We start from the raw sequence: 26,848 nt of genomic DNA on the forward strand, positions 1-26,848 counted from the left end.
GTCTTCCCATCTGCGCAGCGCTCGTCCGGCATGGCACCGCCCAGAATAGCGGCGGTTCCGAGCGCTAGTCGGACGCGAGGCGTGCGGTGACGAAGCGGTCCCGGTTGGTGAGGTCGCGTCGGTTGCGGACGTCGCGCCAGCCGTTCTCCTCCGCGAACACCCAGTAGACGCCGTTGCCTTGCAGGTCGCTGTGCTCGACGGCCACATATCCGCCGGGGCGCAGCAGGCGGCGCGCGGTGCGCTCGACCACGCGGATCGCGTCGAGGCCGTCGTCGCCCCCGCCCCACAGCGCGTCGGCGGGATCATGGTCGCGGACGTCGCGCGGCACGTACTCCCACTCGCTCATCGGGATGTACGGGGGGTTGGAGACGACCAGGTCGACGGTGCCGTCCAGCTCGGGGAGGGCGGTGGCGAAGTCGTCCAGGTGCAGGCGGACGCGGCCGCGCTCGTCCAGCTCCTCGATGTTGCGGGTGGCGTGCACGAACGCCGTCGGGTCCTTCTCCACGGCGTGGACGCGCGAGCGCGGCGCCTCCAGCGCGATCGACAGCGCGATCGCCGCCGACCCGGTGCCGAGATCGACGACGAGCGGGTCGCGGACGTCCATGTCGCGCAGGGTTTCGAGGGCCCAGCCGACCATCACCTCGGTCTCCGGACGCGGCACGAACACGCCGGGCCCGACCTTCAGCTCCAGGTAGCGGAAGAACGCGCGGCCCGTGATGTGCTGCAGCGGCTCGCCCGCCTCGCGCCGCGCGACGAACTCCCAGAACCGGGCGTCGAACGCGCTGTCGGGGACGCAGTGCAGCTCCGAGCGCTTCACCCGGTGCACGGACGCCGCGAGTTCCTCGGCGTCGGCGCGGGGCGAGGCGGCGCCCGCGTCCGCGAGCCGCGCGGTGGCCCTGGCGATCTCGTCGAGCAGCAGGTTCATGATCCTGTCTTTCGAGGGGGGACGACCCCCCACGCCCCCCGGTTCGCTGCGCTCATGACCGTGACTTTTCGAGGGGGGACGACCCCCCGCACCCCCCGATTCGCTGCGCTCATGATCCTTGGGCTTCGGCCAGCCGGCGTTCCATGTCCGCGTCGACGAGCGCCTGCGTGACGCCCTGGAGGTCGCCGTCCAGCACCTGGTCGAGGTTGTAGGCCTTGTACCCGACCCGGTGGTCGGAGATCCGGTTCTCCGGATAGTTGTAGGTGCGCACCCGCTCGGACCGGTCGACCGTCCGGACCTGGCTCTTGCGCTCCGCCGCGGCGGCCGCGTCGGCCTCCTCCTGCGCCATCGCCAGCAGCCGCGACCGCAGGATCCGCAGCGCCTGCTCCTTGTTCTGGAGCTGGCTCTTCTCATTCTGGCAGGAGACGACGACGCCGGTCGGCAGGTGCGTGATGCGGACCGCGGAGTCGGTGGTGTTGACGCTCTGCCCGCCCGGCCCGGACGAGCGGTACACGTCGATGCGCAGGTCGTTGGTGTCGATCTGGACCTCGACGTCCTCGGCCTCGGGGGTCACGAGCACGCCGACGGCGCTGGTGTGGATGCGTCCCTGCGACTCGGTGGCCGGGACGCGCTGCACCCGGTGGACGCCGCCCTCGTACTTCAGGCGCGTCCAGACGCCCTCGTCCTGGCTCCCCTTGGCCTTCACGGCGACGGTGACGTCCTTGTACCCGCCGAGATCGGACGGGTGCGCGTCAATGACCTCGGTCTTCCAGCCGACGCGCTCGGCGTACCGCAGGTACATGCGGAGCAGGTCCCCGGCGAACAGCGCGGACTCCTCGCCGCCCTCGCCCGCCTTCACCTGGAGGATGACGTCCTTGGCGTCGTTCGGATCGCGCGGAACGAGCAGCCGCCGCAGCCGCTCCTCGAGCTCCTCGCGGCGCCTCTCCAGGTCGGCGGCCTCGGCGGCGAACGCCTCGTCCTCGCCCGCCAGCTCGCGGGCGGCGGCGAGGTCGTCGTCGGTCAAGGCCAGCTCGCGGTGCGTCTCGACGATCGGCCGGAGCTCCGCGTAGCGCTTGCCGAGCTTGCGCGCCAGGCCCTGGTCGGCATGGACGGACGGATCGGCGAGCCGTTCCTCGATGCCCGCGTATTCGCTGATCAGTTCGTCGAGATTCACGATGTGTCCTGGCCCGTTAAGAAGCCCGGGGACCCATGGCGAGTCCCCGGGCCTATTGGTCGCTGTATGTGCGGCGCTCGTCCTAGTTGTCGGCCTTGTCGGCCTTCTTCTTGCCGAAGCGCTGCTCGAAGCGCGCGACCCGGCCACCGGTGTCGAGGATCTTCTGCTTGCCCGTGTAGAACGGGTGGCAGTTCGAGCAGACGTCCGCGTGCATCACGCCGTTCTCGGCGGTGCTGCGGGTCTCGAAGGTGTTGCCGCACGTGCACGTCACGGTGGTGACGACGTAGTTCGGGTGAATGTCAGGCTTCATGGTTCTCCTCGCTTCTGGCGGTCGCCGGGCGCTCCGGGCTCGCATGGCCGTGTCCGCATGACGGAGCCACGAGAAATCATGGGAACGTGAACCGGTACCGCAGCGGTTGGCTACCCAAGTGTGCCAGATAGGAGAACGTGCCGACGTCACGGGGCATTCCCGATCTTGGACGGGCCCTCACGAGGCTCAGGCGTCGGTGCGGCCCAGGTAGGCCAGGACGGCCATGACGCGGCGGTGGCCGCCCTGTGCGGGTTGCAGGTGCAGCTTCATGAAGATGTTCGAGATGTGCTTCTCGACGGCGCCCTCGGTGACGACCAGGTCCGCGGCGATGGCGCCGTTGGAGCGTCCCTCAGCCATCAGCGCCAGCACCTCGCGCTCCCGCGGGGTCAGCGCCTCCAGCGGGTCGCCGGAGCGGCGGCGGCCGAGCAGCTGCCCGATCACCTCAGGGTCGATCACGGTCGCCCCGGCGGCGATGCGGCGGACCGCGTCGATGAACTCGGCGACGTCCGACACCCGCTCTTTCAGCAGGTAGCCGACGCCTTCGGCACCGCCGCCGATCAGGTCGGTGGCGTAGCGCTCCTCCACGTACTGCGACAGGACGAGGATCGGCGTGCCCGGCAGGCGCTCCCGGACGGCCAGCGCGGCGCGCAGCCCCTCGTCGGTGAACGACGGCGGCATCCGCACGTCCACGATCGCGAGATCCGGCTTGTGCTCCTCGACGATGCCGAGGAGGCCGGGGCCGTCCCCGACCGTCGCCACCGTCTCGATTCCGGCGTCGTCGAGCAGCCGGACGAGCCCTTCGCGCAACAGCACCGAATCCTCGGCGATCACTACCCGCATCGGTCCATTATCGGCCCCAGGGCGACGGGACGGGACCGTCCGCGAGCCGGCAGACCGGGACCCGCTTCCGCGGGCCCCGGTCTAGGTCACCAGTTGCAGGGGAGGTCGGCGCGGATGATCGTGGGACCGCCGGGCGGGCTGTCCACGATGAGCATCCCGTCGATCGTCGCGGCCCGGTCGGCCAGCCCGGCGAGCCCGCCCTTGGGCCGCGCCACCGCCCCGCCGACGCCGTTGTCGATCACCTCGACGACCACCCAGCGGTCGTCGCGGGCCACCCGGACGGACGCGCGCGTCGCGCGGGCGTACTTCGCGATGTTCGCCAGCGACTCCGCGACGATGAAGTAGGCGATGCTCTCGACCGCCGCCGGCGGGCGTTCCGGCAGGTCAACGTCGACCTCGACGGGGACGGGCGCGCGGCCCGCGAGGCCCGACAGCGCCGGGTCCAGGCCGCGGTCGGTGAGGATCGCCGGGTAGATGCCGCGGGCCAGGTCGCGCAGCTCGGAGATGGCCTCCTTGGTGCCGTCGTGGGCCTGCTCGATCAGCGCCCGCGCGCCCTCGGGGTCGTCGTCCAGCTTGGCGCGGGCGCGTCCGATGTCCATGGCCACGGCGAGGAGCCGCTGCTGGGCGCCGTCGTGCAGGTCGCGCTCGATGCGGCGCCGCTCGAACTCGGCCGCGTCCACGCCGCGGGCGCGGCTGGCGCGCAGGTGCTCGGTGCGCTTCCGCAGCTCCAGGTTCTCCTTCTGCGCCGGGCTCGGGCCGAGCATCAGCCCGGCGAACGTCGAATGCCCGATCGCCATGATCCGCGTCACGTACATCGCGAGGACCAGGAAGAACAGCCCGGCCACGGAGATCGGCAGCGCCTCCAGCGGGTTACCGGCCCAGTACGAGACGAACCCGAGGCCGACCTCGGCGCCGTCGCCGTCCACCGCCAGGATGATCGGCATGAACAGCAGCATCCCCGTCGCCGCCCAGACCGTCACGGACACGACGAACTCCACCAGCGTGATGGGGAACAGCACGGCGAGGTAGGCGAGGTCCTTCCAGGTGGCGGGGTCGCCCGCCATGCCCTTCAGCTTCCGCAGCGGGTTGCGGCCCTCGGGCAGCCGCCGGTACGGGCTCGCGATCTTGACGCCGAACGCCGCCCGGACGAGCTGCCGCTCCAGCATCGCGCCGCACCGCCACGCGACCATCATCAGTGCCAGCATCGGCAGGCCCACCCAGATGATCAGCAGGCTGAGGGAGAGCGTCAGCCCGACCACCAGCGCGATGAACCAGCCGAGCCCCAGCGCGAAGCTCGCGGCCAGGTAGATCGCCGAACGCCAGGTCAGCGACGACTTCAGCATGGCGAGCGGCGTCCACGGGCTGTTCGCGACGGTCGCCGCCGCGTCCCCGCCGGCCTGCATCACGGTGGCCCACCGCGCCGCCGCCCACCGCGCCGCGCCGCCACCGGCGCTCGCGCCCCCGGCGGTCGCGGCCCCGCTCCCGCGGTTCCTGCTCAGCTCGCCCACGTCGTCCCTCCATGCCCGTTCCAACGTACGGTCCAAGCCTGCCCGGCACGCGGTGGGGCGACCATGATGTCCGCCGCCCATTCGGAGGTGGGGCTAACCCCACCTTCTTATTGCTTTTTTCTCCTCCTTCGGGCCCTGGGGGCCCTCCATCGTCGAAAAAAGCGCGCGATCGCTGCATCGCTTCGGCTCGCCTGGCGGCTCGCTGCGCGATCAGGTTTCTCGCACGCTCGAAACCTGCCTTCGGACGCGATCGCAAGCGTTGAGGTTGTCGGGTGGTTGCTGCGGTGGCTGGGGCGAGGCGCGGGTGGGCCGGCGGGGGGCGGGGGCGGGGCTGGGGTGGCCCCGGGCTGGGGTGGTCCCGGGCTGGGGTGGTCCCGGGCTGGGGTGGCCCCGGGCTGGGGCGGTCCCGGGCTGGGGCGGTCCCGGGCTGGGGTGGTCCCGGGCTGGAGGCAGACGCAGGTGGGGGCGGACGTGGGTCGCCCCCGCTCGGGACCGTTCCGGGCGGGGGCGTGCGTCACTCGGGGCCTCAGCGGTCGTCGGAGACCGTCGTCTTCTGGACCTGGAGGAGGAACTCGGCGTTGGACTTCGTCTCCTTCATCTTCTCGAGAAGGAGCTCCAGCGCCTGCTGCATGTCCAGCGCGTGCAGGACGCGGCGGAGCTGCCAGACGACGCGCAGCTCCTCCGGCGCCATGAGGATCTCCTCCTTGCGGGTGCTGGACGCGTCGACGTCCACCGCCGGGAAGATCCGCTTGTCGGCCAGGCCACGGTTGAGCTTGAGCTCCATGTTGCCGGTGCCCTTGAACTCCTCGAAGATGACCTCGTCCATGCGGGATCCGGTCTCCACCAGCGCGGTGGCGAGGATGGTCAGCGAGCCGCCGTTCTCGATGTTGCGCGCGGCGCCGAAGAACCGCTTCGGCGGGTACAGCGCGGTCGAGTCGACACCACCGGACAGGATGCGTCCGGACGCGGGCGCGGCCAGGTTGTAGGCGCGGCCGAGCCGGGTGATCGAGTCGAGCAGCACGACGACGTCGTGGCCCAGCTCCACCAGCCGCTTGGCGCGCTCGATGGCCAGCTCCGCGACGGTGGTGTGATCTTCGGCGGGACGGTCGAAGGTCGAGTGGATGACCTCGCCCTTCACCGTCCGCTGCATGTCGGTGACCTCCTCCGGACGCTCGTCCACGAGGACGACCATCAGGTGGCACTCCGGGTTGTTCTTGGTGATCGCGTTGGCGATCGACTGGAGCACCATGGTCTTGCCGGCCTTGGGCGGCGACACGATCAGGCCGCGCTGGCCCTTGCCGATCGGCGACACCAGGTCGATGATCCGGGTCGTCAGGATGCCGGGGTCGGTCTCCAGGCGCAGCCGCTCCTGCGGGTACAGCGGGGTCAGCTTCGAGAAGTCGACGCGGCCCTTGGCCTGGTCGGGCTCCATCCCGTTGACGGTGTCGAGGCGGACCAGCGCGTTGAACTTCTCGCGCCGCTCGCCCTCGCGCGCCTGCCGGACCGCGCCGGTGATGACGTCGCCCTTGCGCAGCCCGTTCTTGCGGACCTGCGCCAGCGACACGTACACGTCGTTCGGGCCGGGCAGGTAGCCGGTCGTGCGGACGAACGCGTAGTTGTCGAGTATGTCGAGGATGCCCGCGACCGGGATGAGGACGTCGTCCTCGGTGATCACCGGCTCCTCGTAGCGCTCGCGGCCACGGCCGCGGTTGCGCTCGCGGAAGCGGCGCCCGCGGCGGCTCCGGCTGCCGCCCTCGTCGTCGTCGTGCTGGCCGCCGCCGCCCTGGTTCTGGCCGCGCTGGCGTCCGCCGCCGCCCTGGTCGCCACGGTCGCCGCGCTCTCCACGGTCACCGCGCTCGCCCCGGTCGCCGCGCTCGCCGCGCTCGCCCCGGTCACGGCCTTCGCCGCGCTCGCCACGCTCTCCGCGCTCGCCACGCTCACGGCCGCTGCGCTGCCGCTGGCGTCCGCCGCCCTCACGGCCGCCGTCACGGCTCTCGCGCCCGTCGCGTCCGCCCTGGGATTCGCCGTCGTCGGTGTTCTGGTCCCGCCCCTGGTCTCGCTGGTCGCGGCCCCGCTCGCCGCGTCCTTCGCCCCCGCGGTCCTGCCGCTCGCCGCGCTGACGGCCGCCCTGACGGCCCTCCCGCTCCGTGCGCTCCGGCTTCTCGGCCGTCTCCGGCTCGGTCTTCTCCGCCGTTCCGGCCGACGCGGCGGCCGGCGCCTGCTCGGCGCCGGAGCCCTGCTCGCCGCCGCCCTGGTCGGCCACGGTTGCGACGTCGCTCAGGGTCACCTGTTCGTCGGACACCTCGCGCTTGGCGGCGGCCGTGCGGCTCCGCCGGGGACGCTCGGCGCGGCCCGTGTCGGGCTGGGCCGGGTCGAGTGCAGCCGCGGCAGCGTCTCCCTGCTCGCCCCCCGCCGAGCCCTGCCCCTGGCCGCCCTGCTTCTCCTGGATGGCCGCGATGAGCTGGCTCTTGCGCATCCCGGTCACGCCGGTGATGCCGAGGTCGGACGCGATCGCCTTGAGTTCGGGCAGCACCTTGGCCGACAGGCCGGTGCCCGACCGGCGGCGCCGGGGGGTGGCGGACTCGGCGTCGGCTGCCTGCGGGGCGTCGACGGGTCCCGTGCTCGATGCGTCCGTAAGGAGTTCGCTGGATTCGCTCACTAAGGGTCCTTCCCAGGGAGCGGGCGTTGGCCGTTCGGCCAGCCGACCCGGTAGTGCGGCCCGGCGGGGGCGCCGGGACGGGCTCCGCTGATCACGGTGGGGCCGGGATCTGCGTGTTCTGGGCACAGCCAGATGGTGGACGGGACGGTTCGCTCGCGTGTGCTCCCGCTACCGCCACGTCCGAAGTTTCGCTGGAATGCCGGACAACGGGATGTCACGGTGTCGGGAAGCCTAGTACGCGGGGCCGACACGGCCGAGAGGCCGGTCAGGTGACGCACGGCTGACGAGCACGCTGCCCCGAACGGGGCATCTGGTGCGGCATTCAGCCTAACATCACCAGGGCGCACTGCTATTCCCCAGAGGTCGATGTCTTCGCATTTTACCTAGCGGGAACGTGCCCGGACCCGCGTCGGCCGCTGCGTGACGCCTCCCCCGCCCCCGGCGCCGCCATCAGGACCGGGACTCCGATTCTCCGGCCACGACGCGTGCGCCGCGGGTCGCGACGTCCAACGGGTGCTTGAGCCAGCCATTACCCACTTCGGGGGCAATCGAATCAACTTGTGATGCGCTTGTGAAGGCGAGGACAGTCGGCCCCGCCCCGGAAATCACGGCCGGGACGCCCGCGGCGCGGAGCCGTCCGACGAGCGCGGCGGACTCGGGCATGGCGGGCGCGCGGTAGTCCTGGTGGAGACGATCTTCGGTCGCGTCGAGCAGGACGCCGGTGTCCAGCCCGCCGGTGAGTGCCGCGATGAGGAGCGCGGCGCGTCCGGCGTTGGCGGCGGCGTCGGCGTGCGGGACGCTCTCAGGCAGCAGCCCGCGGGCCCGCTCGGTCGCCAGCCGCTGCTCCGGGACGAATGCCGTGACCTGCGTGATCTGCGTCTCCAGGCGGACCAGCCGGGGGCCGTGCGGGGTCGTCCAGGCGACGGTCAGGCCGCCGGCGAGGCACGGCGCGACGTTGTCGGGATGCCCTTCGATCTCGGTGGCGAGGCGCAGCGCGCCGTCGTCGTCGAGGAGTTGGCCGTGCGGGTGCAGCGCGCGGGCGGCGACGATCCCGGCGACGATCGCGGCGGACGACGAGCCGAGGCCGCGGCTGTGCGGGATGCGGTTGCGGCAGCGCAGCCGGAGACCGCCGGGGCGCGTTACTGGTCCGGTTCCGGCCAGGTCGTCGAGCAGGTCGAAGGTGCGGTGCAGGACCTTGACGATGAGGTGCCGCTCGCCCCGGTCGGCGACTTCGGCGCCTTCCCCGTCCACCTCGATGGACAGCCCGCCGTCCGCCGTGCTCGCCGTGCTCCCGGTGCTCGCCGTGCCGATCTCGACTTCGACGTCGTCGTGGAGGGACAGCGCGAGGCCGAGCGAGTCGAATCCGGGCCCGAGGTTGGCGCTGGTGGCGGGCGTCCGGACCAGGACGGGCCCTTCGGTCCAGCGCTCGTTCGTCCGGCCCACGTCAGGTGAGGCCGAGCTCCGACGCCGCGGAGTGCGCGTCGACCTTGATGGTGGTCGGGGCGGGCGCGCCGGAGATCGCCCAGTCGGGGTCCTTGAGGCCGTTGCCCGTCACCGTGCAGACGACCCTGGCCCCTGGCTCGACCACGCCCTGCTCCCTCGCCTGCAGAAGGCCCGCGACGCTCGCCGCAGAGGCGGGCTCGACGAAGACGCCCTCCTCCCTGGCGAGGAGCCGGTAGGCGGCCAGGATCTGCCGGTCGGTGACCGAATCGATGGCGCCGCCCGACTCGTCCCGCGCGGCGATCGCCAGATCCCAGGACGCGGGGTTCCCGATCCGGATGGCGGTCGCGATGGTCTGCGGGTTCAGGACGGGTTCGCCCTTCACGAACGGCGCCGCCCCAGACGCTTGAAAGCCGAGCATGCGCGGAGTCTTCGAGGCGCTCTCCCCCTCCGCGTACTCCTTGTAGCCCATCCAGTAGGCGGAGATGTTGCCGGCGTTCCCTACGGGAAGGCAGTGGATATCCGGCGCATCGCCTAGCGCGTCCACGATCTCGAACGCTGCCGTCTTCTGGCCCTGCAGCCGGTACTTGTTGACCGAGTTGACGAGGGCCACCGGATAGTCGACGGCCAGCTTCTGGGCCAGTTCGAGGCAGTCGTCGAAGTTGCCGTCCACCTGGAGGAGCCGCGCGCCGTGCACCAGCGCCTGCGCCAGCTTCCCCATCGCGATCTTGCCGTTGGGGACGAGGACCGCGCACGTCATCCCGGCCCGGACCGCGTACGCGGCGGCGGACGCCGAGGTGTTGCCGGTGGAGGCGCAGATGACCGCCTTCGCGCCGTCCTCCGCGGCCTTGCTGATCGCGACCGTCATGCCGCGGTCCTTGAACGACCCGGTCGGGTTCGCGCCCTCGACCTTGAGGAACACCTCGCAGCCGGTCAGCTGGGACACCCGGCGGGCGGGGACCAGCGGGGTGCCGCCCTCCAGCAGCGTGACGACCGGCGTCGCGTCCGACACCGGAAGCCGGTCGCGGTACTCCTCGATTAGGCCCCGCCACGGGCGGGCGTTCGCGTCCACGTCGGTCTCCCTGAATGACCTGCGATGTTGCCCGGAGTCTACCGGTGCCGACGCGCCTCCCCCGGCCCCGGGCCGGAGATTACGGACAGGGACTTATTCCTCACCCTCGACGCGCATGACGCTCGTCACCTCGCGGACGATCTCCAGCCCGCGCAGGCCCTCGACGGTCGCCGCCAGGGCCGCGTCGGGCGCCCTGTGCGTCACGACCACGAGTTGCGCCTCCTCGCCCAGCCCGACCTGCCGGACGGCCTGGATCGACACCCCGTGCCTGGCGAACTCCTCGGCGACGGTGGCGAGAACCCCGGCCTCGTCGGTCACGTCAACCTGGACGTAGTAGCGCGTGACCGTCTCACCCATCGGCAAGACGGGAAGCTCCGCATACGTCACTTCCACTGGGCCGGGCGTACCACCGGCCACGTTCCGGGCCACCGCGACCAGGTCACCCAGGACCGCGGACGCCGTCGGAGCGCCACCGGCACCCGCGCCATAGAACATCAGCGAACCGGCCGACTTCGCCTCGACGAACACCGCGTTGTAGGCCTCGCGGACACTCGCCAGTGGGTGCGACCTAGGAATCATGGCCGGATAGACGCGAACCGATACACCCCGGCCATTGCCGTTGTGCCCGTCCGCTGAAGGAACCCGCTCGCAAATGGCGAGGAGCTTGACGACGCAGTCCATTCCCTTGGCACCGGCTATGTCGGCGGCGCTCACCTCGGTGATGCCTTCGCGATGGACGTCCGCGGCCGTCACCGGAGTGTGGAACGCGAGCTGCGCCAGAATCGCCGCCTTGGCCGCCGCGTCGAAACCCTCCACATCGGCGGTCGGGTCGGCCTCCGCATAGCCGAGCGACTGCGCTTCCTCCAGCGCCTCGTTGAACCCTGCGCCGTGCGTGTCCATTTGGTCGAGGATGTAGTTCGTGGTGCCGTTCACTATGCCGAGCACCCGATGCACGTGGTCGCCGACCAGAGACTCTCTCAATGGCCGCAGCAACGGAATGGCACCGGCCACCGAAGCCTCGTAATAAAGGTCGGCGCCATACTCCCTGGCCGCCGCGAACAGCGTCGCGCCGTCCTCGGCCAGCAGCGCCTTGTTCGCCGTGATGACCGACTTGCCGGACTTCATCGCCTCCAGCATCAGCGACCTGGCCGGCTCGATCCCGCCGATCACCTCGATGACGATGTCGACGTCGTCGCTGGTCACCAGCGTCTGCGCGTCCGTCGTCAGCAGGCCCCGGTCGACGCCGTCGCGCACCCGGTCAGGCCGCCGCACCGCGATCCCGGCCAGCTCCAGCGGCACCCCGACCCGCGCGGCCAGATCGTCGGCCTGCTCGTTCAGCAGCCGGACGACCTCCGTGCCGACCACGCCGCAACCGAGCAACGCCACGCGCAGTCCGCGTTTCACGCTTCGACCTCCGCATCGAGCCGCAGCAGATCCGCCGCGCTCTCCCGGCGGACGATCACGCGCGACCTGCCGTCCCTCACTGCGACCACGGCGGGCTTCGGGACGAAGTTGTAGTTGCTGGCCATCGACCGACAGTACGCACCGGTCGCCGCCACCGCCACCAGGTCCCCCGGCGCAATATCTTCGGGGAACCACAGGTCCCGCACCACAATGTCGCCGCTTTCGCAGTGCTTGCCGACAAGCCTACTGAGCATGGGCGATGCGTCCGACGACCGGCTCGCCAGCGCCCCCGTGTACTCGGCGCCGTACAGCGCGGTCCGCAGGTTGTCGCTCATGCCGCCGTCCACGGACACGTACGTGCGCAGGCCCTCGACGTCCTTCACCGTCCCGACCTCGTAGACCGTCACGCCGCCCGGGCCGATGATCGCCCGGCCGGGCTCCACCGTCAGCCGCGGCATGGCCAGCTCGTAGGCCCGGCACTCGCGCGCCACGATGTCGCGCAGGCCGTCCGCGATGGACTTCGGGTCGTGCGGCTCTTCCCCGGGCACGTACGCGATCCCGTAGCCACCGCCCAGGTCCAGCTCCGGAAGCTCGATCCCGTGCTCGTCCCGGATGGCCACCAGCAATCCCGCGAGCCGGTGCGCAGCGACCTCGAACCCGTCCACATCAAAGATCTGCGACCCGATATGGCTGTGCAGCCCCACCAGTTCCAGCTGCTTCAGGTCAAGAACCCTGCGCACGGCCTCCAGCGCGGCCCCGGAACTTCTGGAGAACCCGAACTTCTGGTCGTCATGGGCGGTCGCGATGAACTCATGCGTGTGCGCCTCGACACCCGTGGTGACACGCACCATCACCTTGGCCCGGACACCCTTTTCCTGGGCGAGATAACCCACCCGGGCTATCTCCTCGAACGAATCCAGCACAATCCGTCCGACGCCGGCATCCAGCGCCCTGTCAATCTCCCACGAGGCCTTGTTGCTCCCATGCAGAGTGACGCGCTCCATGGGGAACCCGGCCGCCATCGCAACGGCAAGCTCGCCCCCACTGCACACGTCCAGGCCGAGCCCTTCCTCCTTCAACCACCGCGCGACAGCGGTACAGAGGAACGCCTTACCCGCATAGTGCACGTCCCCGTCATGGAAGGCCGCCGCATACTCCCGCGCACGGCTACGCACGTCGTCCTCGTCGTACACATACAGAGGCGTCCCATATTCACGGGCCAGATCCCGCACATCGACGCCGGCAACCGTCAGAACGCCATCGACCCGCTTAGCGCTCCGCGGCCAGATCGCAGGATCCAGCGCGTTCAGATCGTCCGCCGGACCGACCGGATGGTCCTCCGGCAGAACGTCGGCATGCCGCGGCCCAGCAGGATGTACTCGACTCATATCCGCTCTCTAGGGGTTTCACCGATCATGTTCAGCCCATCGCCGAGGACGACCTTCACGGCCTCCGCCAAGCCGACCCGTCCCTCGTGCACCGCCCCTGGGGCCTCATCGCCCTTCGGCACGGCAGGGCACCGCTCGTGGACGTTGTGGTACGCCCCCGCCACTCTTTCCAAACAGAACATCAGCGGCCGCGCATCCCGTTCCCGCTCCGCCTGCAGCACACGTCCCCGCACGTCCCCCAGCACCCCCACAAGCTCAAGCTCCTCAGCCCGAACCTGCCGCAGCGGCCCCCGCCCAATCCCAAGCTCCGAAGCCCAACGCTGCACCCAACAGGCCCGCGCGTAGCCATACCGCACCGAAAACCCAGGATTTTCAAACGTCCGAGGCCACTCACCCCACGCCCCCGGAACCCGAGCGCCCCGAAAGCCCTTACGAGCCCCGTCCACCACCTGATCCACCGACAGCACAACCCGCACAAACCCGCCCTTGGTCACACACCCCCCGACTCGCCGCGCAATCACCCACGGATCGACCCCAAGCCGCAACGCCACAGGACTCTCATAAACCCCAACGCCCCTACTGAAAACAACGACCTCATCAGGCACCGACACATCAAGCTCACCCTCGGCCACGGCGTCCCGCACCGCACCCACAAGAGCACCGCTCACATCGGCTGAAGTCACACCGGTGAGACTATCCGGCCACCGCGGCGAGCTTCCGCACAGTCTGGATCAGCTGATTCGGGTCGAACGGCTTGGTCACGTAGGCGTCGACCCCGATCTCGTTCCCCCGCCGCACATCGTGCTCCTGCGCCCGCGCCGTGATCATCACGACCCGGATGTGCGCGGTCTCCGGGCTCTCCCGCAGCCGGACCGCCGTCACCCACCCGTCCAGCCTGGGCATCATCACGTCCAGCGTGATGACGTCCGGCCGCACCTGAGCAACCTTCTCCAGGCAGTCCTGACCGTCCACAGCGGTCGACACCTCGAACCCCTCCAGTTGCAGGTTCACGGCGATGAGCTGGCGGATCACCTCGTCATCATCGACGACCAGCACGCGTCCCAGTGGCTCGGTCACGGCGTCGAAGTTAGCCCACTCCACCCCCGTGACGCACGGCGAACGTCCACGTGCGCGTCACCCCGCCAACCCTGGTAATCTTCTACCGCGCCGCCCAAGGGCGCACGCCCCCTTAGCTCAGGGGATAGAGCAACGGCCTCCGGAGCCGTGTGCGCAGGTTCGAATCCTGCAGGGGGCGCACACCAATCGCCAGCAGAAACCCGTTACGACCTGCAAAGACAGGCCGGACGGGTTTTTCTACATGTGCGGGTCGATGCAACTGAGCGCCGCACTGGCGCCCTTCGTGGGCTCACTGTGAAACAGCCATCCCGGCGCCCCAGGACCTGAGCAGCTGATGACGCCGGTGACGCGTCCCAGGGCACCCTGCGGCCACGTCCAGATCCTGCGCTCTCCTCTCCTCCCCCCGTGCGCAGCGGCCTGGCCGGGGTGGGTTTGGGGCGCACGTGGTCCGTGGCGTCCCCTGCGCATCGGACCCCCTTCGGAGCCCGCCCGCCTTCCATGGCTGGCGGAAAAAGATGGTATCGATCTATTGAATACATCCAATAGGTCCTTTAGGTTGGTGCGTCACCAGGCCGGGTCCGTACGAACTGGAGGGTCAGGTCATGACTGAGTGGACGATCGACGCCGCCGTCGGCGAGTTGCTGCGCCGTGAGCGTGGTCGTGAGGACGGTGGCAGGATCACCGAAGGGTGGCCGGAGCTCGACCTCGGCACCGCCTACCGGATCCAGGACGCCCTGCTGGACCGCAAGGTGCGGGACGGGCAGTCGGTCGTCGGTGTGAAGCTCGGCCTGACCTCGCGCGCCAAGCAGCGGCGCATGGGCGTCGACGATCCGCTGACCGGCTGGCTCACCGACGCGATGACGCTGCGGCCGGGCGAGCCGGTGTCCGTGGGCGGGCTCATCCATCCGCGCGTCGAGCCCGAGATCGTCTTCGTCATGGGCGCGCGGCTGAGCGGGCCCGGCGTGACGGCGGAGCGGGCGATGAGCGCTGTCGGGAGCGTGCACGCCGGGTTCGAGGTCATCGACAGCCGTTACCGCGACTTCGACTTCACCCTCCCGGACGTGGTCGCGGACAACGCCTCCTCGTCCCGGTTCGTCGTCTCCGGCCAGGCCGTCCCACCCGGCGGGCTGGACCTGGCGGCGGAGCCCTGCCGGCTGGACGTCGACGGGAACACCGTCGACAAGGCGACCGGCGCGGCCGTGCTGGGCCACCCGGCCAACGCGCTCGCGTTCGCCGCGAACGTGCTGGCCGGACGCGGGATGGCCATAGAGCCGGGCTGGGTCGTGCTGACCGGCGGGCTCACCGACGCGGTCCCGCTGCGTCCCGGCGGCACCGTGTCCGTGGACTTCGCATCACTCGGCGTCCTGTCCCTCACCGGAACCCATTGACGAACGCGCCTCGCGCGCCTCCCCCAGGAGTACCGACATGCCCTCTCCTCACCACCCCAGGCGTCCGGCCCCGTTCGTCGCCCTCGCGGCCGCCGCGGCGCTGGCCCTCATGTCCCTCACCGGCTGCGGCTCCGGCGACGGCGGAAAGGTCTCCGCGTCCGGCACGGCGGAGGTGAAGCTCGGCGTCATCCCCATCATCGACATCGCCCCGGTGAAGCTCGGCGTCGCCAAGGGCATATTCGCCAAGCACCGGCTGACGGTCACCACGCAGAACGCGCAGGGCGGCGCCGCGATCGTCCCGGCGGTGGTGAGCGGCGACTTCCAGTTCGGCTACTCCAACATCGTCAGCCTGCTCGTCGCCAAGCAGAAGGGCGTCCCGGTGACGATGGTGTCCGTCGGGGCCCGCGCGTCCAAGGACGAGATGAACGACGGTTCCGGGCAGCTGATGACCCGCGACGCCTCGATCACGAAGGTGGCCGACCTCAAGGGCAAGAAGGTCGCGGTCAACACGCTCAAGGGCATCAACGAGGTCGCGGTGGCGTCCAGCCTCCGGAAGAACGGGCTCCAGCCCGGCGACGTCAAGCTGGTCGAGGTGCCGATCCCCAACATGCCGGCCGCGCTGAAGTCCGGGCAGGTGGACGCCGCGATGCTCAGCGAGCCGTTCATCACGGTCGTGAAGGGGCAGGGCGCGAAGCCGCTGCCGGTCAGCTACGCCGGCATGGGCGCGGGCCTGCCGTTCGCCGGGTGGTTCACCTCCAAGCAGTTCGCGGCCGAGAACCCCGACGTCGTCAAGCGTTTCACCGCCGCGCTGAAGGAGTCCATGGCCTACGCCGAGCAGCACCCCGACGAGGCACGCGCGGCGCTGGACGGCTACCTGAAGCTGGACAAGGGCCTCAGCGGCAAGGTGACCCTGCCGGGCTGGAACCCGGAGGCCGGGAAGGCCGAGATCGCCCCGCTCGCCAAGCTGACCGTCGAGACCGGGCTGATCGAGGACACCGGCCCGCTGGACGACCTGGTCGCACGATGAGCCGTCGTCTCGACGGACCGGTACTCGGCCTCGCCGGGGCGGGCGTCTTCGTCGCGCTGCTGGAGGTGCTGCCGCGGACGGGCGCCGTCTCGTCCGACGACCTGCCCCCCTTCAGCGCCATCGTGGGGGCGCTGGCCGACGAGGCCGGCGGCGCCGAGTTCTGGAGGGCGCTGCTCGACACGCTCCGCGGCTGGGGCATCGGGCTGGCCATCGCGGTCGCGGCGGGGCTGAGCCTGGGGCTGCTGATCGGCAGCGTCCCGTTCCTCCGCGCGGCCACCGCCTCGACCATCGAGTTCCTGCGGCCGATCCCGTCGGTCGCGCTCGTCCCGCTCGCCGTGCTGCTCTACGGCACGCGGCTCGGGTCCACGCTGCTGCTCGTCGTGTACGCGGCCGGGTGGCCCGTCCTGCTCCAGGCGATCCACGGCGTGCAGGACATCGACCCGGTCGCGCGCGACACCGCGGCCAGCTACCGGTTCTCGCGGTGGGCCCGGCTGCGGCACCTGATCTGGCCGACCGCGCTGCCGTACCTGCTGACGGGCGTCCGGCTCGCGGCCTCGGTGGCGCTGATCCTGGCCGTCGCCGGCGAGCTGATCATCGGGGCGCCGGGGCTGGGCAGCGCGATCGCGGTGGCCCAGGCGAGCAACGCCGTCGCGGAGATGTACGCGCTGATCCTCGTCACCGGCGCGCTCGGGGTCGGCGTGAACCTGCTGACCCGCGCGCTGGAGCGGCGCGTGCTCGCCTGGCACTCCTCCGTCCGGACGGAGGCGCCGGCATGAGGACGGTCTCGCGCGCCGCCGTGCGCCTCGCCTACCTGCTCGGCCTGCCGGCGGTGCTGATGGGCCTCTGGTGGGTACTGTCCGATCAGAGCACCAGCTTCTACTTCCCGCCGCTCCGCACCATCCTGGACTCGTTCGGCGAGACGTGGTTCTCCGGCCGCATCGCCGACGACGTCCTGCCGAGCGTCGTCCGGCTGCTGGCCGGGTACGCGGGGGCGGTGGCGGTGGGCGTGTCCGTCGGCGTGCTGCTCGGGTCCAGCCGCCGCGTCCGGCTGCTGGCCGAGCCGGTGCTGGAGTTCCTCCGCGCGATCCCGCCGCCGGTGCTGATCCCGGTGCTGATGCTGTTCGCCGGCATCGGCGACACCATGAAGATCACCGTCATCGTCGTCGGCTCGACGTGGCCGGTGCTGCTGAACACCGCCGAGGGCGTCCGCGCGATCGACGAGGTCCTCGCCGACACCGCCCGCTCGTACGGGCTGACCGGCGCCGCCCGGCTGCGCCGGCTCGTGCTGCCGGCCGCCGCCCCGCAGATCGTCACCGGCATGCGGCAGGCGCTGTCGATCTCGATCATCCTCATGGTGATCAGCGAGATGTTCGCGAGCTCCAGCGGGCTGGGGTACACGATCGTCCAGTTCCAGCGCGAGTTCGCCGTCCCGGAGATGTGGAGCGGGATCCTGCTGCTCGGTCTGCTCGGGTTCCTGCTGTCGCTGCTGTTCGGCCGGTTCGAGGCGCGCGCGCTCCGCTGGCATCGGGGATGGCGCCAGGCCCAGAAAGGAGAGTCATGAACGGCACGGACATCGCGTCCTCCACCGACGTGGGCACCGGGAGCGGCCCGGTCCTGCTCGACGTGCGCGGGCTGCGCAAGACCTACCAGTCCGCCGACCGGACGGTGGAGGCGGTGCGCGACCTCACCTTCGGGATCGCCGCGGGCGAGCTGGCGTGCATCGTCGGGCCGTCGGGCGCCGGGAAGACCACCCTGCTGAAGTGCATCGCGGGGCTGCTCGCCCCGAGCGGCGGCGAGGTGGTGCTCGGGGACCGTCCGGTGCTGCGGCCGCCGGAGGACATGGCGGTGGTCTTCCAGGAGTACGGGCGGAGCCTGTTCCCCTGGATGACCGTCGCGCAGAACATCGAGCTGCCGCTGAAGCAGAAGAAGGTGCCGAAGCGGCGGCGCGCCGAGCTGGTCGCCGAGGCGCTGGAGTCGGTCGGGCTGGCCGACGTGCCCGCCGCCTACCCCTGGCAGCTCTCCGGCGGGATGCAGCAGCGGGTGGCGATCGCCCGCGCCGTCGCCTACGAGCCGGCGGTGCTGCTCATGGACGAGCCGTTCGCCGCCGTGGACGCCCAGACCCGCGCGGAGCTGGAGGACCTGACCCGCGAGCTGTGGCGGCGGCTCGGCATGACGGTGCTGTTCGTCACCCACGACATCGAGGAGGCGGTGTACCTGGGCCAGCGCGTCCTGGTCCTCTCCGCCGCCCCGACGGTGATCATGGAGGACACGGCGATCGACCTGCCCGCGGAACGCGAGCAGCTCGCAACGCGCTCCGATCCCCGGTTCGCGGAGCTGCGCGCGCACATCTACTCGCTCGTCCAGCGGGCCAAGACCTATCACTCCTCCCCCGCGGAGGCCGGGGCATGACCGGCGACGGCGCGGGCGGGAACGTGTTCGCGGGCACGCTCGCGGAGCTGACCTGGCACGAGGTCGATCGGGCCGCCCGGTCGGGGGCGGTGCTGCTCTGGGCGTTCGGCGTGATCGAGCAGCACGGCCCGCATCTGCCGGGCGGGACGGACGTCTACATCCCGGTCGCCCGGTTGCGGACCGTCCAGGGGCTGCTGGCCGAGCGCGGCGTGGACGCGCTGATCGCCCCGCCGTACTACTGGGGCATCAACGTCGTCTCCGGGGCGTTCCCCGCGTCCTACAACGTCCGGCCCGAGCTGATGCGCGAGGTCATGGTCGACCTGCTCGCCGGTATGGCGCGGGACGGCTTCCGCCACGTGTTCTGCTTCTCCGGCCACGGCGACGCGCTCCACAACCGCACGATCCACGAGGGAATCCGGGCGGCCTGCGAACGCACGGACGCGGACGCGAGCTTCGTGACGGAACCGGCGCTGGCCCGCCGCATCGGCCTCGACCTGGACGACCCGTACCTGACCCTCTGCGGACCGGACGAGCCCCCGCCCGACGGCCCGCCCGACGTCCACGCCGGACGATGGGAGACGTCCCTGATGATGCACCTCCACCCGGAACTCGTCCGGGAGGAGGTGCGCGCAGGGCTGGAGCCCAGCGGTACCGGTCAGCACGAACTGGCCATCTGGCGCAAGGGCCACGAGCACGCCCGGCGCGTCACCCCGGACGGCTACCTCGGCGACCCGGCCGCCGCCGGCGCCGACCAGGGCCGCCGCATCCACGCGGCCGCCGCCGAGCACGCCGCCTACGCCATCGAATCGCGCCTGCGGCGGAGCCCGTCGGCCTACCCTCATCCAGGACGGAGGAACAATGGCTGAGATCAGCGTCGCCCTGGCCGCGAGCCACACTCCCGGCCTCACCGGCTGGTTCGACAAGGCGCCCGAGGCCGACCGGAACACGGTGCTCGCGGCGTACGCCGAGATCCACGACGCGGTCGTCGAGTCCCGCACCGACGTACTGCTGATCATCGGGAACGACCACGTCGCGAACGCGCCCGTCAGCGACTACGCGGACTTCACCTTCGGCCTGGCCGACCGGCATTCGGGCCCGGACGAGTGGTTCAAGCCCTGGCTGCGCGTCCCCGACTACGAGGTGCCCGGCCGTCCGGACGTGGCCGACGCCCTCTTCCAGAGCGTCAAGGACTCGGGCCCGCTCATGCGCGCGGTCCGCGAGAACCTGCGCTACGACGACAACCTCTCGGTCCCTGTCACCATGGCCGATCTGGTCTCGACGGGCGTGGCGGTCGTGCCCGTCCTGCAGAACTGCACGGTGCCGCCCGTGCCGGACGAGCGCGCCTGCTACGCGCTCGGGCAGGCCCTCGGCGAGGCCATCCGCACCCGGCTGCCCGACGGGCTGCGGGTCGGGCTGCTCGGTTCCGGCGGGCTGTCCCACGAGCCGGGCGGGCCGCGCTACCTGGAGATCGACGAGAAGTTCGACCGCTGGTGGCTCGACCTGCTGGCCGAGGGCGACCACGACCGGATCCTCGCCGAGGCGACGTTCGAGCGCATGGAGGAGGCCGGCTCCGGCGGCACCGCGGAGCTGCTGTCCTGGGTGGTCGTGATGGGCGCGATCGGTCCGCGCCCGTGCCGGTCGCTGGGATACGCCGCCGTCGACCAGTGGCGCTGCGGCGTCGGCGCCGTCCGCTGGGACCTGTCCGTGCCCCCGCCCACGAGACGAACGGACGACCTTGAGATGGCACTCGACCACTTCGATCCGCTGCTGCGGACCAACGACCTGGTGCAGGACCTGAAATGGGACCGCGACCTGCGCGCCCGGTTCGAGACGTCCGAGCGGGAGGTGCTCGACGCCTATCCGCTCACCGCCGAGGAGCGCACCGCGATCTCGAACCGCGACTTCCGGGCGCTGTTCGACCTGGGCCTGCACCCCTACCTGCTCTCCCAGCTCGCCCGCCTGATCCACGGGACGGGCGAGAAGGCGGGCACGTCCGAGGCCGCGACCGCGCTGATCAGGTCGCTGCTGGGAGACCGGTACGGCGCCTACATGGCGGAGCGCGGTGAGTAGCACCGTGTCCCACGACGACATGTCCAGCGACGACGCGCCCGGCGAGGCGATGCCCGGCCAGGCGGCCTCCGGGCGGGCCGCCTCCGGGCCGCGTCCGGCGACGCCGGTCATCGACGTCCACACCCACGCCATGCCGATGCCGTTCCTGCGCGAGCTGGAGCGCAGGGGCCTGGCCGACCTTTCCAGGAGCGCGGAACGGGTGCTGCACCTCGACCCGGCCGTCTGCGGGCTCGCGCCCAGGTCGCCCATCCCGCTCGCGCCCGAGCAGCACGACATGGAGCGCCGCCTCGCGTCCCTGACCGCGATGGGGGTGGACCACCAGGTCGTCGCCGCGCCGCCGTTCGTGTTCGCCTCCGAGTCCGACGACGACCGGCTCGTGCTGGAGGTCACCCGCCTCGCCAACGACGCGCTCGCGGAGTTCGTCGCCGGCTCGGGTGGCCGCCTGTCCGCCCTGGCGACGGTGCCGGTCGGGCATCCGGGCGCGGCCGAGGAGCTCGCCCGCTGCCTGGACGGGCTCGGCATGGTGGGCGCCACCATGGGCACCTTCGGCAGCGGACGGGAACTCGACCACCCCGCCAACGAGGAGCTGTGGCAGGCCCTCGACGCGCGGCGCTGCTTCACGCTGCTGCACCCGAGCCGGGTGTCCGCCCGCGACCGGCTCGCCGACTACCACCTGGTGCAGCTGCTCGGCTACCCGACCGAGACCGCGCTCGCGACGTCCCGGCTCATCTTCGGGGGCGTCCTCGACCGGCACGACCTCGTCCTCTGCCTGGCGCACGGCGGCGGCTGCGTCCCCGCCGTCGGCGGGCGGCTGGACCTCGGCTGGCGCCGCAAGCCGGTCGCGCGGGTGTCGCGCCGCACGCCGAGCGACTACCTTCGCCGGCTGCTGTACGACACGGCGGTGTTCGACACCCGGGTCCTCGGCCGGCTGGTCGAGGACATGACGTCCGGGCACGTCCTGCTCGGCACCGACACCCCGTTCGACCTCGTCGACCAGGACCCGATGCGGACCGTGCGCGCGCTCGGCGTCGACGCCGAGCGGCAGGCCGACATCCTGGGCGGCAACGCCGCGCGGCTGCTCGGCGTCCCTACCGGCCGCGCCGTCCCCGCCGCCCGCGCGGATCCCGGCGGACGCGCCGGACAGCTCCCCCCATTCCCCACACCAGCCGAAGGACCGACACCATGAGCACCGACAAGGCGGCGACCGAGCTGCCTCGGCTCTCCCTGGCGGAGAGCGTCGCCAAGCGCATCGAGGCGCGCATCGCCGAGGACGTCCTCCCCACCGGCCACCACCTCGGGACCAGGGACAGTCTGCGCCGCGAGTTCGACGTGGCCGCGGCGACGCTCAACGAGGCCGTCCGGCTGCTGACCGCGCGCGGCACCGTGTCGGTCCGCCCCGGGGTGAAGGGCGGGATCTTCGTCGCGTCCCCGCCGCCGCTGGTCCGGCTCGGCCGCAAGATGCTCGAACTGAGCGGCGACTCGGTCTCGGTGTCCGACTGCCTGGTCATGCGGGACGCGCTGGAGCCGCTGCTCGCCCGGGAGGCCATGCGGCACCGGACCGACGCCGACGTCGCCGACCTGCGCCGGCTGGCCGGCGAGATGGCCGCCGCCGTGACGGACGACTCCAGGGACGGCGTCGGCTACCTCGCCGCCAACTGGGCCCTGCACCGCCGCATCGCCGAGATCACCCCGAACTGGATCCTCCGCCACACCTACGTCTCGCTCCTGGAGTTCGTGGAGAACCGGCTGCGCGGCGTCACCCGCGACGAGCCCGCCGCCCTCAGCCCGGACGGGCCCGCCGTCCACCGGGAACTGGTCGAGGCCATCGCGGGCGACGACCCCGGCCGCCTGGACGCGGCCATCGCGGCGCACGCCGCCCTGACCGCCGGCCGTGGGGACGACGGATGAGCGCCCCGGAGTCCCCGCGGACGGCCCTGCTCCTGATCGACCTGCAGAACGACTACTGCCACCCCGACGGCGTGTTCGCGCGGGCCGGGCTCCGCGTCTCCGGCCTGGACGACCTCGTCGCGCACGTCAACGCCCTCGCCGCCGCCGCGCGCTCCGCCGGGCGTCCCGTCATCTGGGTGCGGATGGAGTGGGACGCGGACGCCGACGTCGGGCTGCTCGGCGAGCGGAGCCCCTTCCTGCGCACGCAGGGTCTCCGGCACGGGACGTGGGGCGCCGACCTGCTCGCCGGCCTCGACCGCCGTCCCGGCGACCACGAGATCGTCAAGCGCCGCTTCGACGCCTTCCACGGCACCGGCCTGGACGACCTGCTGCGCGACCTCGGCGCCCGGACGCTCGTGGTGGGCGGCGTGCGCACCGACTTCTGCGTCGAGTCCACCGTCCGCGCGGCCTTCTTCCGCGACCTGCGCGCGATCGTCGCGCGGGAGGCGGTCGCCGGATACGTCGAGGACATGCACACCGCCAGCCTGCGCCTGATGAACACCGTGTTCGCCGAGGTCGTCGGCGTCGGCGACGCGGCCGCCGCGCTCGCCGGGGCCGCCCCGGTGCCGGACGCCGCATCGGGAGGCCGCTGATGCCCCTGATCGAGGTGACCCTCGTCGAGGGCCGGACGCCGGAGCAGCTCCGCACACTGATCACCCGCCTGACCGACGCGGCCGAGACGGCTCTCGGCGCGCCGCGGGCCGCCGTCCGCGTCATCCTCCGCGAGGTGCCCGCCGCCCACTGGGCCGCCGGAGACGTGACCATCCAGGAACGCATCGAGGAGCAGCCATGGACCTGATCCCCCACTTCATCGACGGACAGGACACCGGGTCCCGTGACGGCGCCCGGTTCTCCACGGTCGACCCGTTCACCCAGCGGCCCTGGGCCGAGGTCGCGCTCGGCGGCGAGGAGGAGGCGGGGCTCGCGGTCGCCGCCGCCCGCCGCGCCTTCGACGAGGGCCCCTGGCCGCGCATGGGGCACACGGAACGCGGCGAGATCCTGCACCGCCTCGCCGACCTGATCGAGGCCAACCTGGACGAGCTGGCCCTCGCCGACACCACCGACATGGGCAAGCCCATCGCCGACACACGCGGCAAGGACGTCCCGCGGTCGGCGTACAACTTCCGCTTCTTCGCCGACCACGCGCGGCTGTCGCCGGCCGAGGCGCTGCCCATGGACGGCGGCCACCACGCCTACACCCGGTACGAGCCCGCCGGGGTCGTCGCGGCCATCGCGCCGTGGAACTTCCCCCTGATGCTGGAGACCTGGAAGGTCGCCCCGGCACTGGCGTGGGGGAACACGGTGGTGCTGAAGCCCGCCGAGCAGACCCCCGCCTCGGCGTCCCTCCTGGCCCGGCTCGCGCTGGAGGCCGGGATGCCGCCGGGCGTGCTGAACGTCGTCCACGGCTACGGTCCCGGTTCCGCCGGGGAGGCGCTGACCCGCGACCCGCGCGTCGACCGGATCACCTTCACCGGCGAGTCGGGCACCGGCCGCGCCATCGCCGCCGCGGCGGCCGCGAACCTCACCCCGGTCAGCTTCGAGCTGGGCGGCAAGGGCGCCAACCTGGTGTTCGCCGACGCCGACCTGGACGCCGCCGTCTCCTGGTCCATCAAGGCGATCTTCAGCAACGCGGGGCAGGTCTGCCTGGCGGGCAGCCGTCTCTTCGTCCAGCGTGAGGTCTACGACGAGTTCCTGGAACGTTTCATCACCGCCGCCGAAGCACTCCGCCCCGGCGACCCGAAGGACCCCGGCACCCAGCTCGGCCCGCTGTCCTCCGCCGAGCACCACGCGAAGGTGACGGCCTACCTCGACACGGTCCCCGCCGATGGCGGGAAGATCGTCACCGGCGGCGCGGGCCCGGAAGGACTGTTCGTCCGGCCCACGGTCGTCCTCGACGCGCCGCCCACCGCCCGCGTGTGCCGGGAGGAGATCTTCGGCCCGGTCGCCGTGGTCACGCCCTTCGACACCGAGAGCGAGGCCGTGGCCAGGGCCAACGACACCCCGTACGGCCTGAACGCCATGGTCTTCACCGAGAACCTGTCCCGCGCGCACCGTGTCTCGGCGGCGCTGAAAGCCGGCACGGTCTGGACGAACTGCTTCTTCGTCCGCGACCTGCGCGCTCCGTTCGGCGGCGTCGGCGACTCAGGCATCGGCCGCGAAGGCGGCACCTTCAGCCGGGAGTTCTTCACCGAGCCGAAAGCCGTGGTCATGGCACTCACCCCCACCCCCTGACCCGGTACGGAAGCACGGCGTCCGGCGTTTTGTGGTCGCCGCAGCCGCATTCGGCCTTCCAGGCCAAGGTCATCACGATATTCATGCAGAGAATTCCGCGTTTCTCTGAGAATTCAATACGGCGATGCCGAGGTGACCGTGGCTCCGTTCACCCGCGCAGGGGCTGGGTGGGGAGGTGGATGGTGACTATTAGGCCGCCGGTGGGGCGGGGGGTCAGGTCCAGGGTTCCTTGGTGGGCTCGGACGATGCTGTTCACCAGGGCCAGTCCCAGGCCGACGCCCGCGTGCTGGTCGGTGCGGGTGCGCTGGGTGCCGCGTTGGAAGGGCTCGGTAAGGGTCGGTACCAGCTCGGGCGGGAGCGTGTGGCCGGTGTTCTCGACCTGAAGGACGCTGGTGTGCTGCAGCGAGGCGGTGTGGACGGTGACGGTGCCGCCAATGGGCAGGTTGTGGACGATGGCGTTCTGGACGAGGTTCGTCACCATCCGCAGCAGAAGCTCGGCGGAGCCCAGGGTCTGGGCCGGGTGGCCGGTGACGGTGAGGGTGATCTCGCGTTGTTCGGCGAAGGGGAGCAGCGTCTCGGCGGCCTGTTCGGCCAGCAGGGACAGGTCGACGGGCTCGCGGGTGAAGTTGTGGCGGTCGCTGCGGCTGAGCAGCAGGAGCGCCTCGGTGAGGTGGATCGCCCGGCTGTTGACGGTGTAGAGGCGCTCGATGAGCTCGGCCCGGTCGCGGGTGGGGTCGGTGCGGGCGACGTCCAGGATCGTCTGGGAGATGGCCAGCGGGGTGCGCAGTTCGTGGGAGGCGTTGGCGGCGAAGCGCTGCTGCTCGGTGATGTGGGCCTCGAGTTGCCCGAGCATGGTGTCGAACACATCGGCGAGTTCGCGGAATTCGTCGTTCGGGCCCTTCATGGCGATCCGGTGGGAGAGGGATCCGGTGGCGGCCCGCCGTGCCGCGTCGGTGATCTGGGTGAGGGGCGCGAGCATCCGGCCGGCGAGAATCCAGCCTCCGATCAGGCCGAACACCAGGAGGAAGCCCATTGCCTGCGCCGCGCGGGGCACGAAGGCGCGCTGCAGGTCGGAGCGGTTGGGCACGAACGGCTGCGGCTCCAGGGGCCAGCCGCCCCCGCCGCCCCTGGGCCCGTTCACGATCGTGCCGTCGGGGACGTAGCGGAGCAGGAACACCCAGACCACGGCCAGCAGCAGCGCCCCGGCCACCATGAGGAAGCCGGCGTAGCTGAGGGTGAGCTTCAGCCGGGTGCTGAGCCCCGGGCGCCTAGTCATCGGCGCCACCCGGGTTGCCGCTGGCAGCGGGGTCGGTGTCGATGCGGTAGCCGACGCCGGGGACCGTGGCGATCAGCCAGGGTTCGCCGAGGCGCTTGCGCAGGGCCGACACGGTGATGCGGACGGCGTTGGTGAAGGGGTCGGCGTTGGCGTCCCAGGCCCGCTCCAGGAGTTCTTCGGCGCTGACCACGCCGCCCTGGGCGGTGATCAGGACTTCGAGCACGGCGAACTGCTTGCGGGTCAGCGCGACGTACCGTCCGTCCCGGTAGACCTCCCGGCGGAACGGGTCCAGCCGCAGGCCCGCGATCTCCAGGATGGGTGGACGGGCGTGCGCGCGCCGCCGGTCCAGCGCCCGCAGCCGCAGCACCAGCTCGCGGAGCTCGAACGGCTTGGTGAGGTAGTCGTCCGCACCGAGCTCGAACCCTGACGCCTTGTCGTCGATCCGGTCGGCGGCGGTGAGCATCAGGATCGGCATGCCGGTGCCGGAGGCCACGATCCGGCGGGCGATCTCGTCGCCGGACGGGCCGGGGATGTCGCGGTCCAGCACCGCCAGGTCGTAGGAGTTGACGGCGAGCAGTTCCAGCGCCGTGTCGCCGTCGCCGGCGATGTCGGCGGCGATCGCCTCCAGCCGCAGCCCGTCACGGACGGCTTCGGCCAGGTAGGGCTCGTCCTCCACGATCAGCACACGCATTTCTGCAGGGT

The 26,848-nt window shown here is 71.5% G+C and carries 26 protein-coding genes and 1 tRNA gene; 13 read left to right on the forward strand and 14 right to left on the reverse strand.

All coding sequences use genetic code 11. The annotated features are described in order from the left end of the window. Positions 1-64: 64 nt before the first annotated feature. The 12 genes from prmC to ACH34S_RS02475 form a co-directional block, all read right to left on the reverse strand. Positions 65-925, reverse strand: a complete 861-nt coding sequence (gene prmC, locus ACH34S_RS02420) for a peptide chain release factor N(5)-glutamine methyltransferase (RefSeq protein WP_395950690.1) — start codon at positions 923-925, stop codon at positions 65-67. 109 nt (positions 926-1,034) lie between these two features. Continuing rightward, positions 1,035-2,099 (reverse strand): peptide chain release factor 1, encoded by a 1,065-nt coding sequence (gene prfA / locus ACH34S_RS02425; RefSeq protein WP_395950691.1) that lies wholly within the window; start codon positions 2,097-2,099, stop codon positions 1,035-1,037. Between the two features lie 82 nt (positions 2,100-2,181). Beyond that, positions 2,182-2,409 carry a 50S ribosomal protein L31 gene (gene rpmE, locus ACH34S_RS02430; RefSeq protein ID WP_395950692.1) on the reverse strand — a complete coding sequence of 76 codons (228 nt, stop codon included), beginning with the start codon at positions 2,407-2,409 and terminating at the stop codon, positions 2,182-2,184. Between the two features lie 186 nt (positions 2,410-2,595). Further along, positions 2,596-3,249: a response regulator gene (locus ACH34S_RS02435; RefSeq protein ID WP_395950694.1), complete on the reverse strand. Its 654-nt coding sequence runs from the start codon at positions 3,247-3,249 to the stop codon at positions 2,596-2,598. Between the two features lie 86 nt (positions 3,250-3,335). Continuing rightward, positions 3,336-4,757: a sensor histidine kinase gene (locus tag ACH34S_RS02440; RefSeq protein ID WP_395950695.1), complete on the reverse strand. Its 1,422-nt coding sequence runs from the start codon at positions 4,755-4,757 to the stop codon at positions 3,336-3,338. A gap of 526 nt (positions 4,758-5,283) precedes the next feature. Continuing rightward, positions 5,284-7,416, reverse strand: coding sequence for a transcription termination factor Rho (rho, locus tag ACH34S_RS02445; RefSeq protein WP_395950696.1), 2,133 nt, complete (start codon positions 7,414-7,416; stop codon positions 5,284-5,286). 450 nt (positions 7,417-7,866) lie between these two features. Then, a complete protein-coding gene (gene thrB / locus ACH34S_RS02450; protein ID WP_395950697.1) occupies positions 7,867-8,859 on the reverse strand; it encodes a homoserine kinase in 993 nt (330 codons plus the stop codon). A gap of 1 nt (position 8,860) precedes the next feature. After that, positions 8,861-9,928: a threonine synthase gene (gene thrC / locus ACH34S_RS02455; protein ID WP_395950698.1), complete on the reverse strand. Its 1,068-nt coding sequence runs from the start codon at positions 9,926-9,928 to the stop codon at positions 8,861-8,863. Between the two features lie 93 nt (positions 9,929-10,021). Beyond that, positions 10,022-11,314 (reverse strand): homoserine dehydrogenase, encoded by a 1,293-nt coding sequence (locus ACH34S_RS02460; RefSeq protein WP_395951423.1) that lies wholly within the window; start codon positions 11,312-11,314, stop codon positions 10,022-10,024. Positions 11,315-11,328: 14 nt separating this feature from the next. After that, the gene (gene lysA, locus ACH34S_RS02465) at positions 11,329-12,720 is read right to left on the reverse strand and encodes a diaminopimelate decarboxylase (RefSeq protein ID WP_395950699.1); all 1,392 of its coding nucleotides are present in this window, start codon (positions 12,718-12,720) and stop codon (positions 11,329-11,331) included. Beyond that, positions 12,717-13,403, reverse strand: a complete 687-nt coding sequence (locus tag ACH34S_RS02470; protein ID WP_395950700.1) for a DALR anticodon-binding domain-containing protein — start codon at positions 13,401-13,403, stop codon at positions 12,717-12,719. Before ACH34S_RS02470 ends, lysA begins: the two co-directional genes overlap by 4 nt. Before the next feature lie 10 nt (positions 13,404-13,413). Beyond that, positions 13,414-13,776 carry a response regulator transcription factor gene (locus ACH34S_RS02475; protein WP_395951424.1) on the reverse strand — a complete coding sequence of 121 codons (363 nt, stop codon included), beginning with the start codon at positions 13,774-13,776 and terminating at the stop codon, positions 13,414-13,416. A 127-nt stretch (positions 13,777-13,903) separates the two neighbouring features. On the opposite strand from ACH34S_RS02475, the gene ACH34S_RS02480 reads away from it, so the two are divergent. The 13 genes from ACH34S_RS02480 to ACH34S_RS02540 all read left to right on the forward strand — a co-directional run bounded on the left by ACH34S_RS02480 (position 13,904) and on the right by ACH34S_RS02540 (position 24,870). Further along, a tRNA-Arg gene (locus tag ACH34S_RS02480) sits at positions 13,904-13,975 on the forward strand. Between the two features lie 424 nt (positions 13,976-14,399). Further along, positions 14,400-15,185, forward strand: coding sequence for a 2-keto-4-pentenoate hydratase (locus ACH34S_RS02485; protein ID WP_395950701.1), 786 nt, complete (start codon positions 14,400-14,402; stop codon positions 15,183-15,185). A 37-nt stretch (positions 15,186-15,222) separates the two neighbouring features. Continuing rightward, positions 15,223-16,212, forward strand: a complete 990-nt coding sequence (locus tag ACH34S_RS02490; protein WP_395950702.1) for an ABC transporter substrate-binding protein — start codon at positions 15,223-15,225, stop codon at positions 16,210-16,212. Continuing rightward, complete coding sequence (locus ACH34S_RS02495) at positions 16,209-16,988, forward strand: ABC transporter permease (RefSeq protein WP_395950703.1); 780 nt, start codon at positions 16,209-16,211, stop codon at positions 16,986-16,988. The genes ACH34S_RS02490 and ACH34S_RS02495 overlap by 4 nt, the downstream gene beginning before the upstream one ends. Next, entirely contained in the window at positions 16,985-17,773 is a 789-nt protein-coding gene (locus tag ACH34S_RS02500) for an ABC transporter permease (RefSeq protein WP_395950704.1), read from the forward strand. The genes ACH34S_RS02495 and ACH34S_RS02500 overlap by 4 nt, the downstream gene beginning before the upstream one ends. Next, positions 17,770-18,621, forward strand: a complete 852-nt coding sequence (locus tag ACH34S_RS02505; protein ID WP_395950705.1) for an ABC transporter ATP-binding protein — start codon at positions 17,770-17,772, stop codon at positions 18,619-18,621. The genes ACH34S_RS02500 and ACH34S_RS02505 overlap by 4 nt, the downstream gene beginning before the upstream one ends. Then, a complete protein-coding gene (locus ACH34S_RS02510; RefSeq protein ID WP_395950706.1) occupies positions 18,618-19,487 on the forward strand; it encodes a creatininase family protein in 870 nt (289 codons plus the stop codon). The genes ACH34S_RS02505 and ACH34S_RS02510 overlap by 4 nt, the downstream gene beginning before the upstream one ends. Then, entirely contained in the window at positions 19,480-20,691 is a 1,212-nt protein-coding gene (locus ACH34S_RS02515) for a hypothetical protein (protein WP_395950707.1), read from the forward strand. Before ACH34S_RS02510 ends, ACH34S_RS02515 begins: the two co-directional genes overlap by 8 nt. Then, a complete protein-coding gene (locus ACH34S_RS02520) occupies positions 20,684-21,877 on the forward strand; it encodes an amidohydrolase family protein (protein WP_395950708.1) in 1,194 nt (397 codons plus the stop codon). The genes ACH34S_RS02515 and ACH34S_RS02520 overlap by 8 nt, the downstream gene beginning before the upstream one ends. Continuing rightward, positions 21,874-22,599: a FadR/GntR family transcriptional regulator gene (locus ACH34S_RS02525; protein ID WP_395950709.1), complete on the forward strand. Its 726-nt coding sequence runs from the start codon at positions 21,874-21,876 to the stop codon at positions 22,597-22,599. Before ACH34S_RS02520 ends, ACH34S_RS02525 begins: the two co-directional genes overlap by 4 nt. Continuing rightward, a complete protein-coding gene (locus ACH34S_RS02530) occupies positions 22,596-23,231 on the forward strand; it encodes a cysteine hydrolase family protein (protein ID WP_395950710.1) in 636 nt (211 codons plus the stop codon). The genes ACH34S_RS02525 and ACH34S_RS02530 overlap by 4 nt, the downstream gene beginning before the upstream one ends. Further along, on the forward strand, positions 23,231-23,437 hold the full coding sequence (locus tag ACH34S_RS02535) for a 4-oxalocrotonate tautomerase family protein (RefSeq protein WP_395950711.1): 207 nt from the start codon (positions 23,231-23,233) through the stop codon (positions 23,435-23,437). The genes ACH34S_RS02530 and ACH34S_RS02535 overlap by 1 nt, the downstream gene beginning before the upstream one ends. Next, entirely contained in the window at positions 23,428-24,870 is a 1,443-nt protein-coding gene (locus ACH34S_RS02540; RefSeq protein WP_395950712.1) for an aldehyde dehydrogenase, read from the forward strand. The genes ACH34S_RS02535 and ACH34S_RS02540 overlap by 10 nt, the downstream gene beginning before the upstream one ends. A gap of 148 nt (positions 24,871-25,018) precedes the next feature. On the opposite strand, the gene ACH34S_RS02545 is transcribed toward ACH34S_RS02540, so the two are convergent. Both ACH34S_RS02545 and ACH34S_RS02550 read right to left on the reverse strand, forming a co-directional pair. After that, a complete protein-coding gene (locus ACH34S_RS02545) occupies positions 25,019-26,146 on the reverse strand; it encodes a sensor histidine kinase (RefSeq protein WP_395950713.1) in 1,128 nt (375 codons plus the stop codon). Further along, positions 26,139-26,837 (reverse strand): response regulator transcription factor, encoded by a 699-nt coding sequence (locus ACH34S_RS02550; protein ID WP_395950714.1) that lies wholly within the window; start codon positions 26,835-26,837, stop codon positions 26,139-26,141. The genes ACH34S_RS02545 and ACH34S_RS02550 overlap by 8 nt, the downstream gene beginning before the upstream one ends. Between the last annotated feature and the right edge of the window lie 11 nt (positions 26,838-26,848).

The organism is Actinomadura sp. 3N508, assembly GCF_044326375.1.
GTDB lineage: Bacteria > Actinomycetota > Actinomycetes > Streptosporangiales > Streptosporangiaceae > Spirillospora.

Excerpts from the sequence above, each read along its gene's own strand:
- prmC (WP_395950690.1), bottom strand. The coding sequence starts at position 925 with ATGAACCTGCTGCTCGACGAGATCGCCAGGGCCACCGCGCGGCTCGCG.
- rpmE (WP_395950692.1), bottom strand. The coding sequence starts at position 2,409 with ATGAAGCCTGACATTCACCCGAACTACGTCGTCACCACCGTGACGTGC.
- ACH34S_RS02435 (WP_395950694.1), bottom strand. The coding sequence starts at position 3,249 with ATGCGGGTAGTGATCGCCGAGGATTCGGTGCTGTTGCGCGAAGGGCTC.
- lysA (WP_395950699.1), bottom strand. The coding sequence starts at position 12,720 with ATGAGTCGAGTACATCCTGCTGGGCCGCGGCATGCCGACGTTCTGCCG.
- ACH34S_RS02485 (WP_395950701.1), top strand. The coding sequence starts at position 14,400 with ATGACTGAGTGGACGATCGACGCCGCCGTCGGCGAGTTGCTGCGCCGT.
- ACH34S_RS02490 (WP_395950702.1), top strand. The coding sequence starts at position 15,223 with ATGCCCTCTCCTCACCACCCCAGGCGTCCGGCCCCGTTCGTCGCCCTC.
- ACH34S_RS02495 (WP_395950703.1), top strand. The coding sequence starts at position 16,209 with ATGAGCCGTCGTCTCGACGGACCGGTACTCGGCCTCGCCGGGGCGGGC.
- ACH34S_RS02500 (WP_395950704.1), top strand. The coding sequence starts at position 16,985 with ATGAGGACGGTCTCGCGCGCCGCCGTGCGCCTCGCCTACCTGCTCGGC.
- ACH34S_RS02505 (WP_395950705.1), top strand. The coding sequence starts at position 17,770 with ATGAACGGCACGGACATCGCGTCCTCCACCGACGTGGGCACCGGGAGC.
- ACH34S_RS02510 (WP_395950706.1), top strand. The coding sequence starts at position 18,618 with ATGACCGGCGACGGCGCGGGCGGGAACGTGTTCGCGGGCACGCTCGCG.
- ACH34S_RS02515 (WP_395950707.1), top strand. The coding sequence starts at position 19,480 with ATGGCTGAGATCAGCGTCGCCCTGGCCGCGAGCCACACTCCCGGCCTC.
- ACH34S_RS02525 (WP_395950709.1), top strand. The coding sequence starts at position 21,874 with ATGAGCACCGACAAGGCGGCGACCGAGCTGCCTCGGCTCTCCCTGGCG.
- ACH34S_RS02530 (WP_395950710.1), top strand. The coding sequence starts at position 22,596 with ATGAGCGCCCCGGAGTCCCCGCGGACGGCCCTGCTCCTGATCGACCTG.
- ACH34S_RS02535 (WP_395950711.1), top strand. The coding sequence starts at position 23,231 with ATGCCCCTGATCGAGGTGACCCTCGTCGAGGGCCGGACGCCGGAGCAG.
- ACH34S_RS02540 (WP_395950712.1), top strand. The coding sequence starts at position 23,428 with ATGGACCTGATCCCCCACTTCATCGACGGACAGGACACCGGGTCCCGT.
- ACH34S_RS02545 (WP_395950713.1), bottom strand. The coding sequence starts at position 26,146 with ATGACTAGGCGCCCGGGGCTCAGCACCCGGCTGAAGCTCACCCTCAGC.
- ACH34S_RS02550 (WP_395950714.1), bottom strand. The coding sequence starts at position 26,837 with ATGCGTGTGCTGATCGTGGAGGACGAGCCCTACCTGGCCGAAGCCGTC.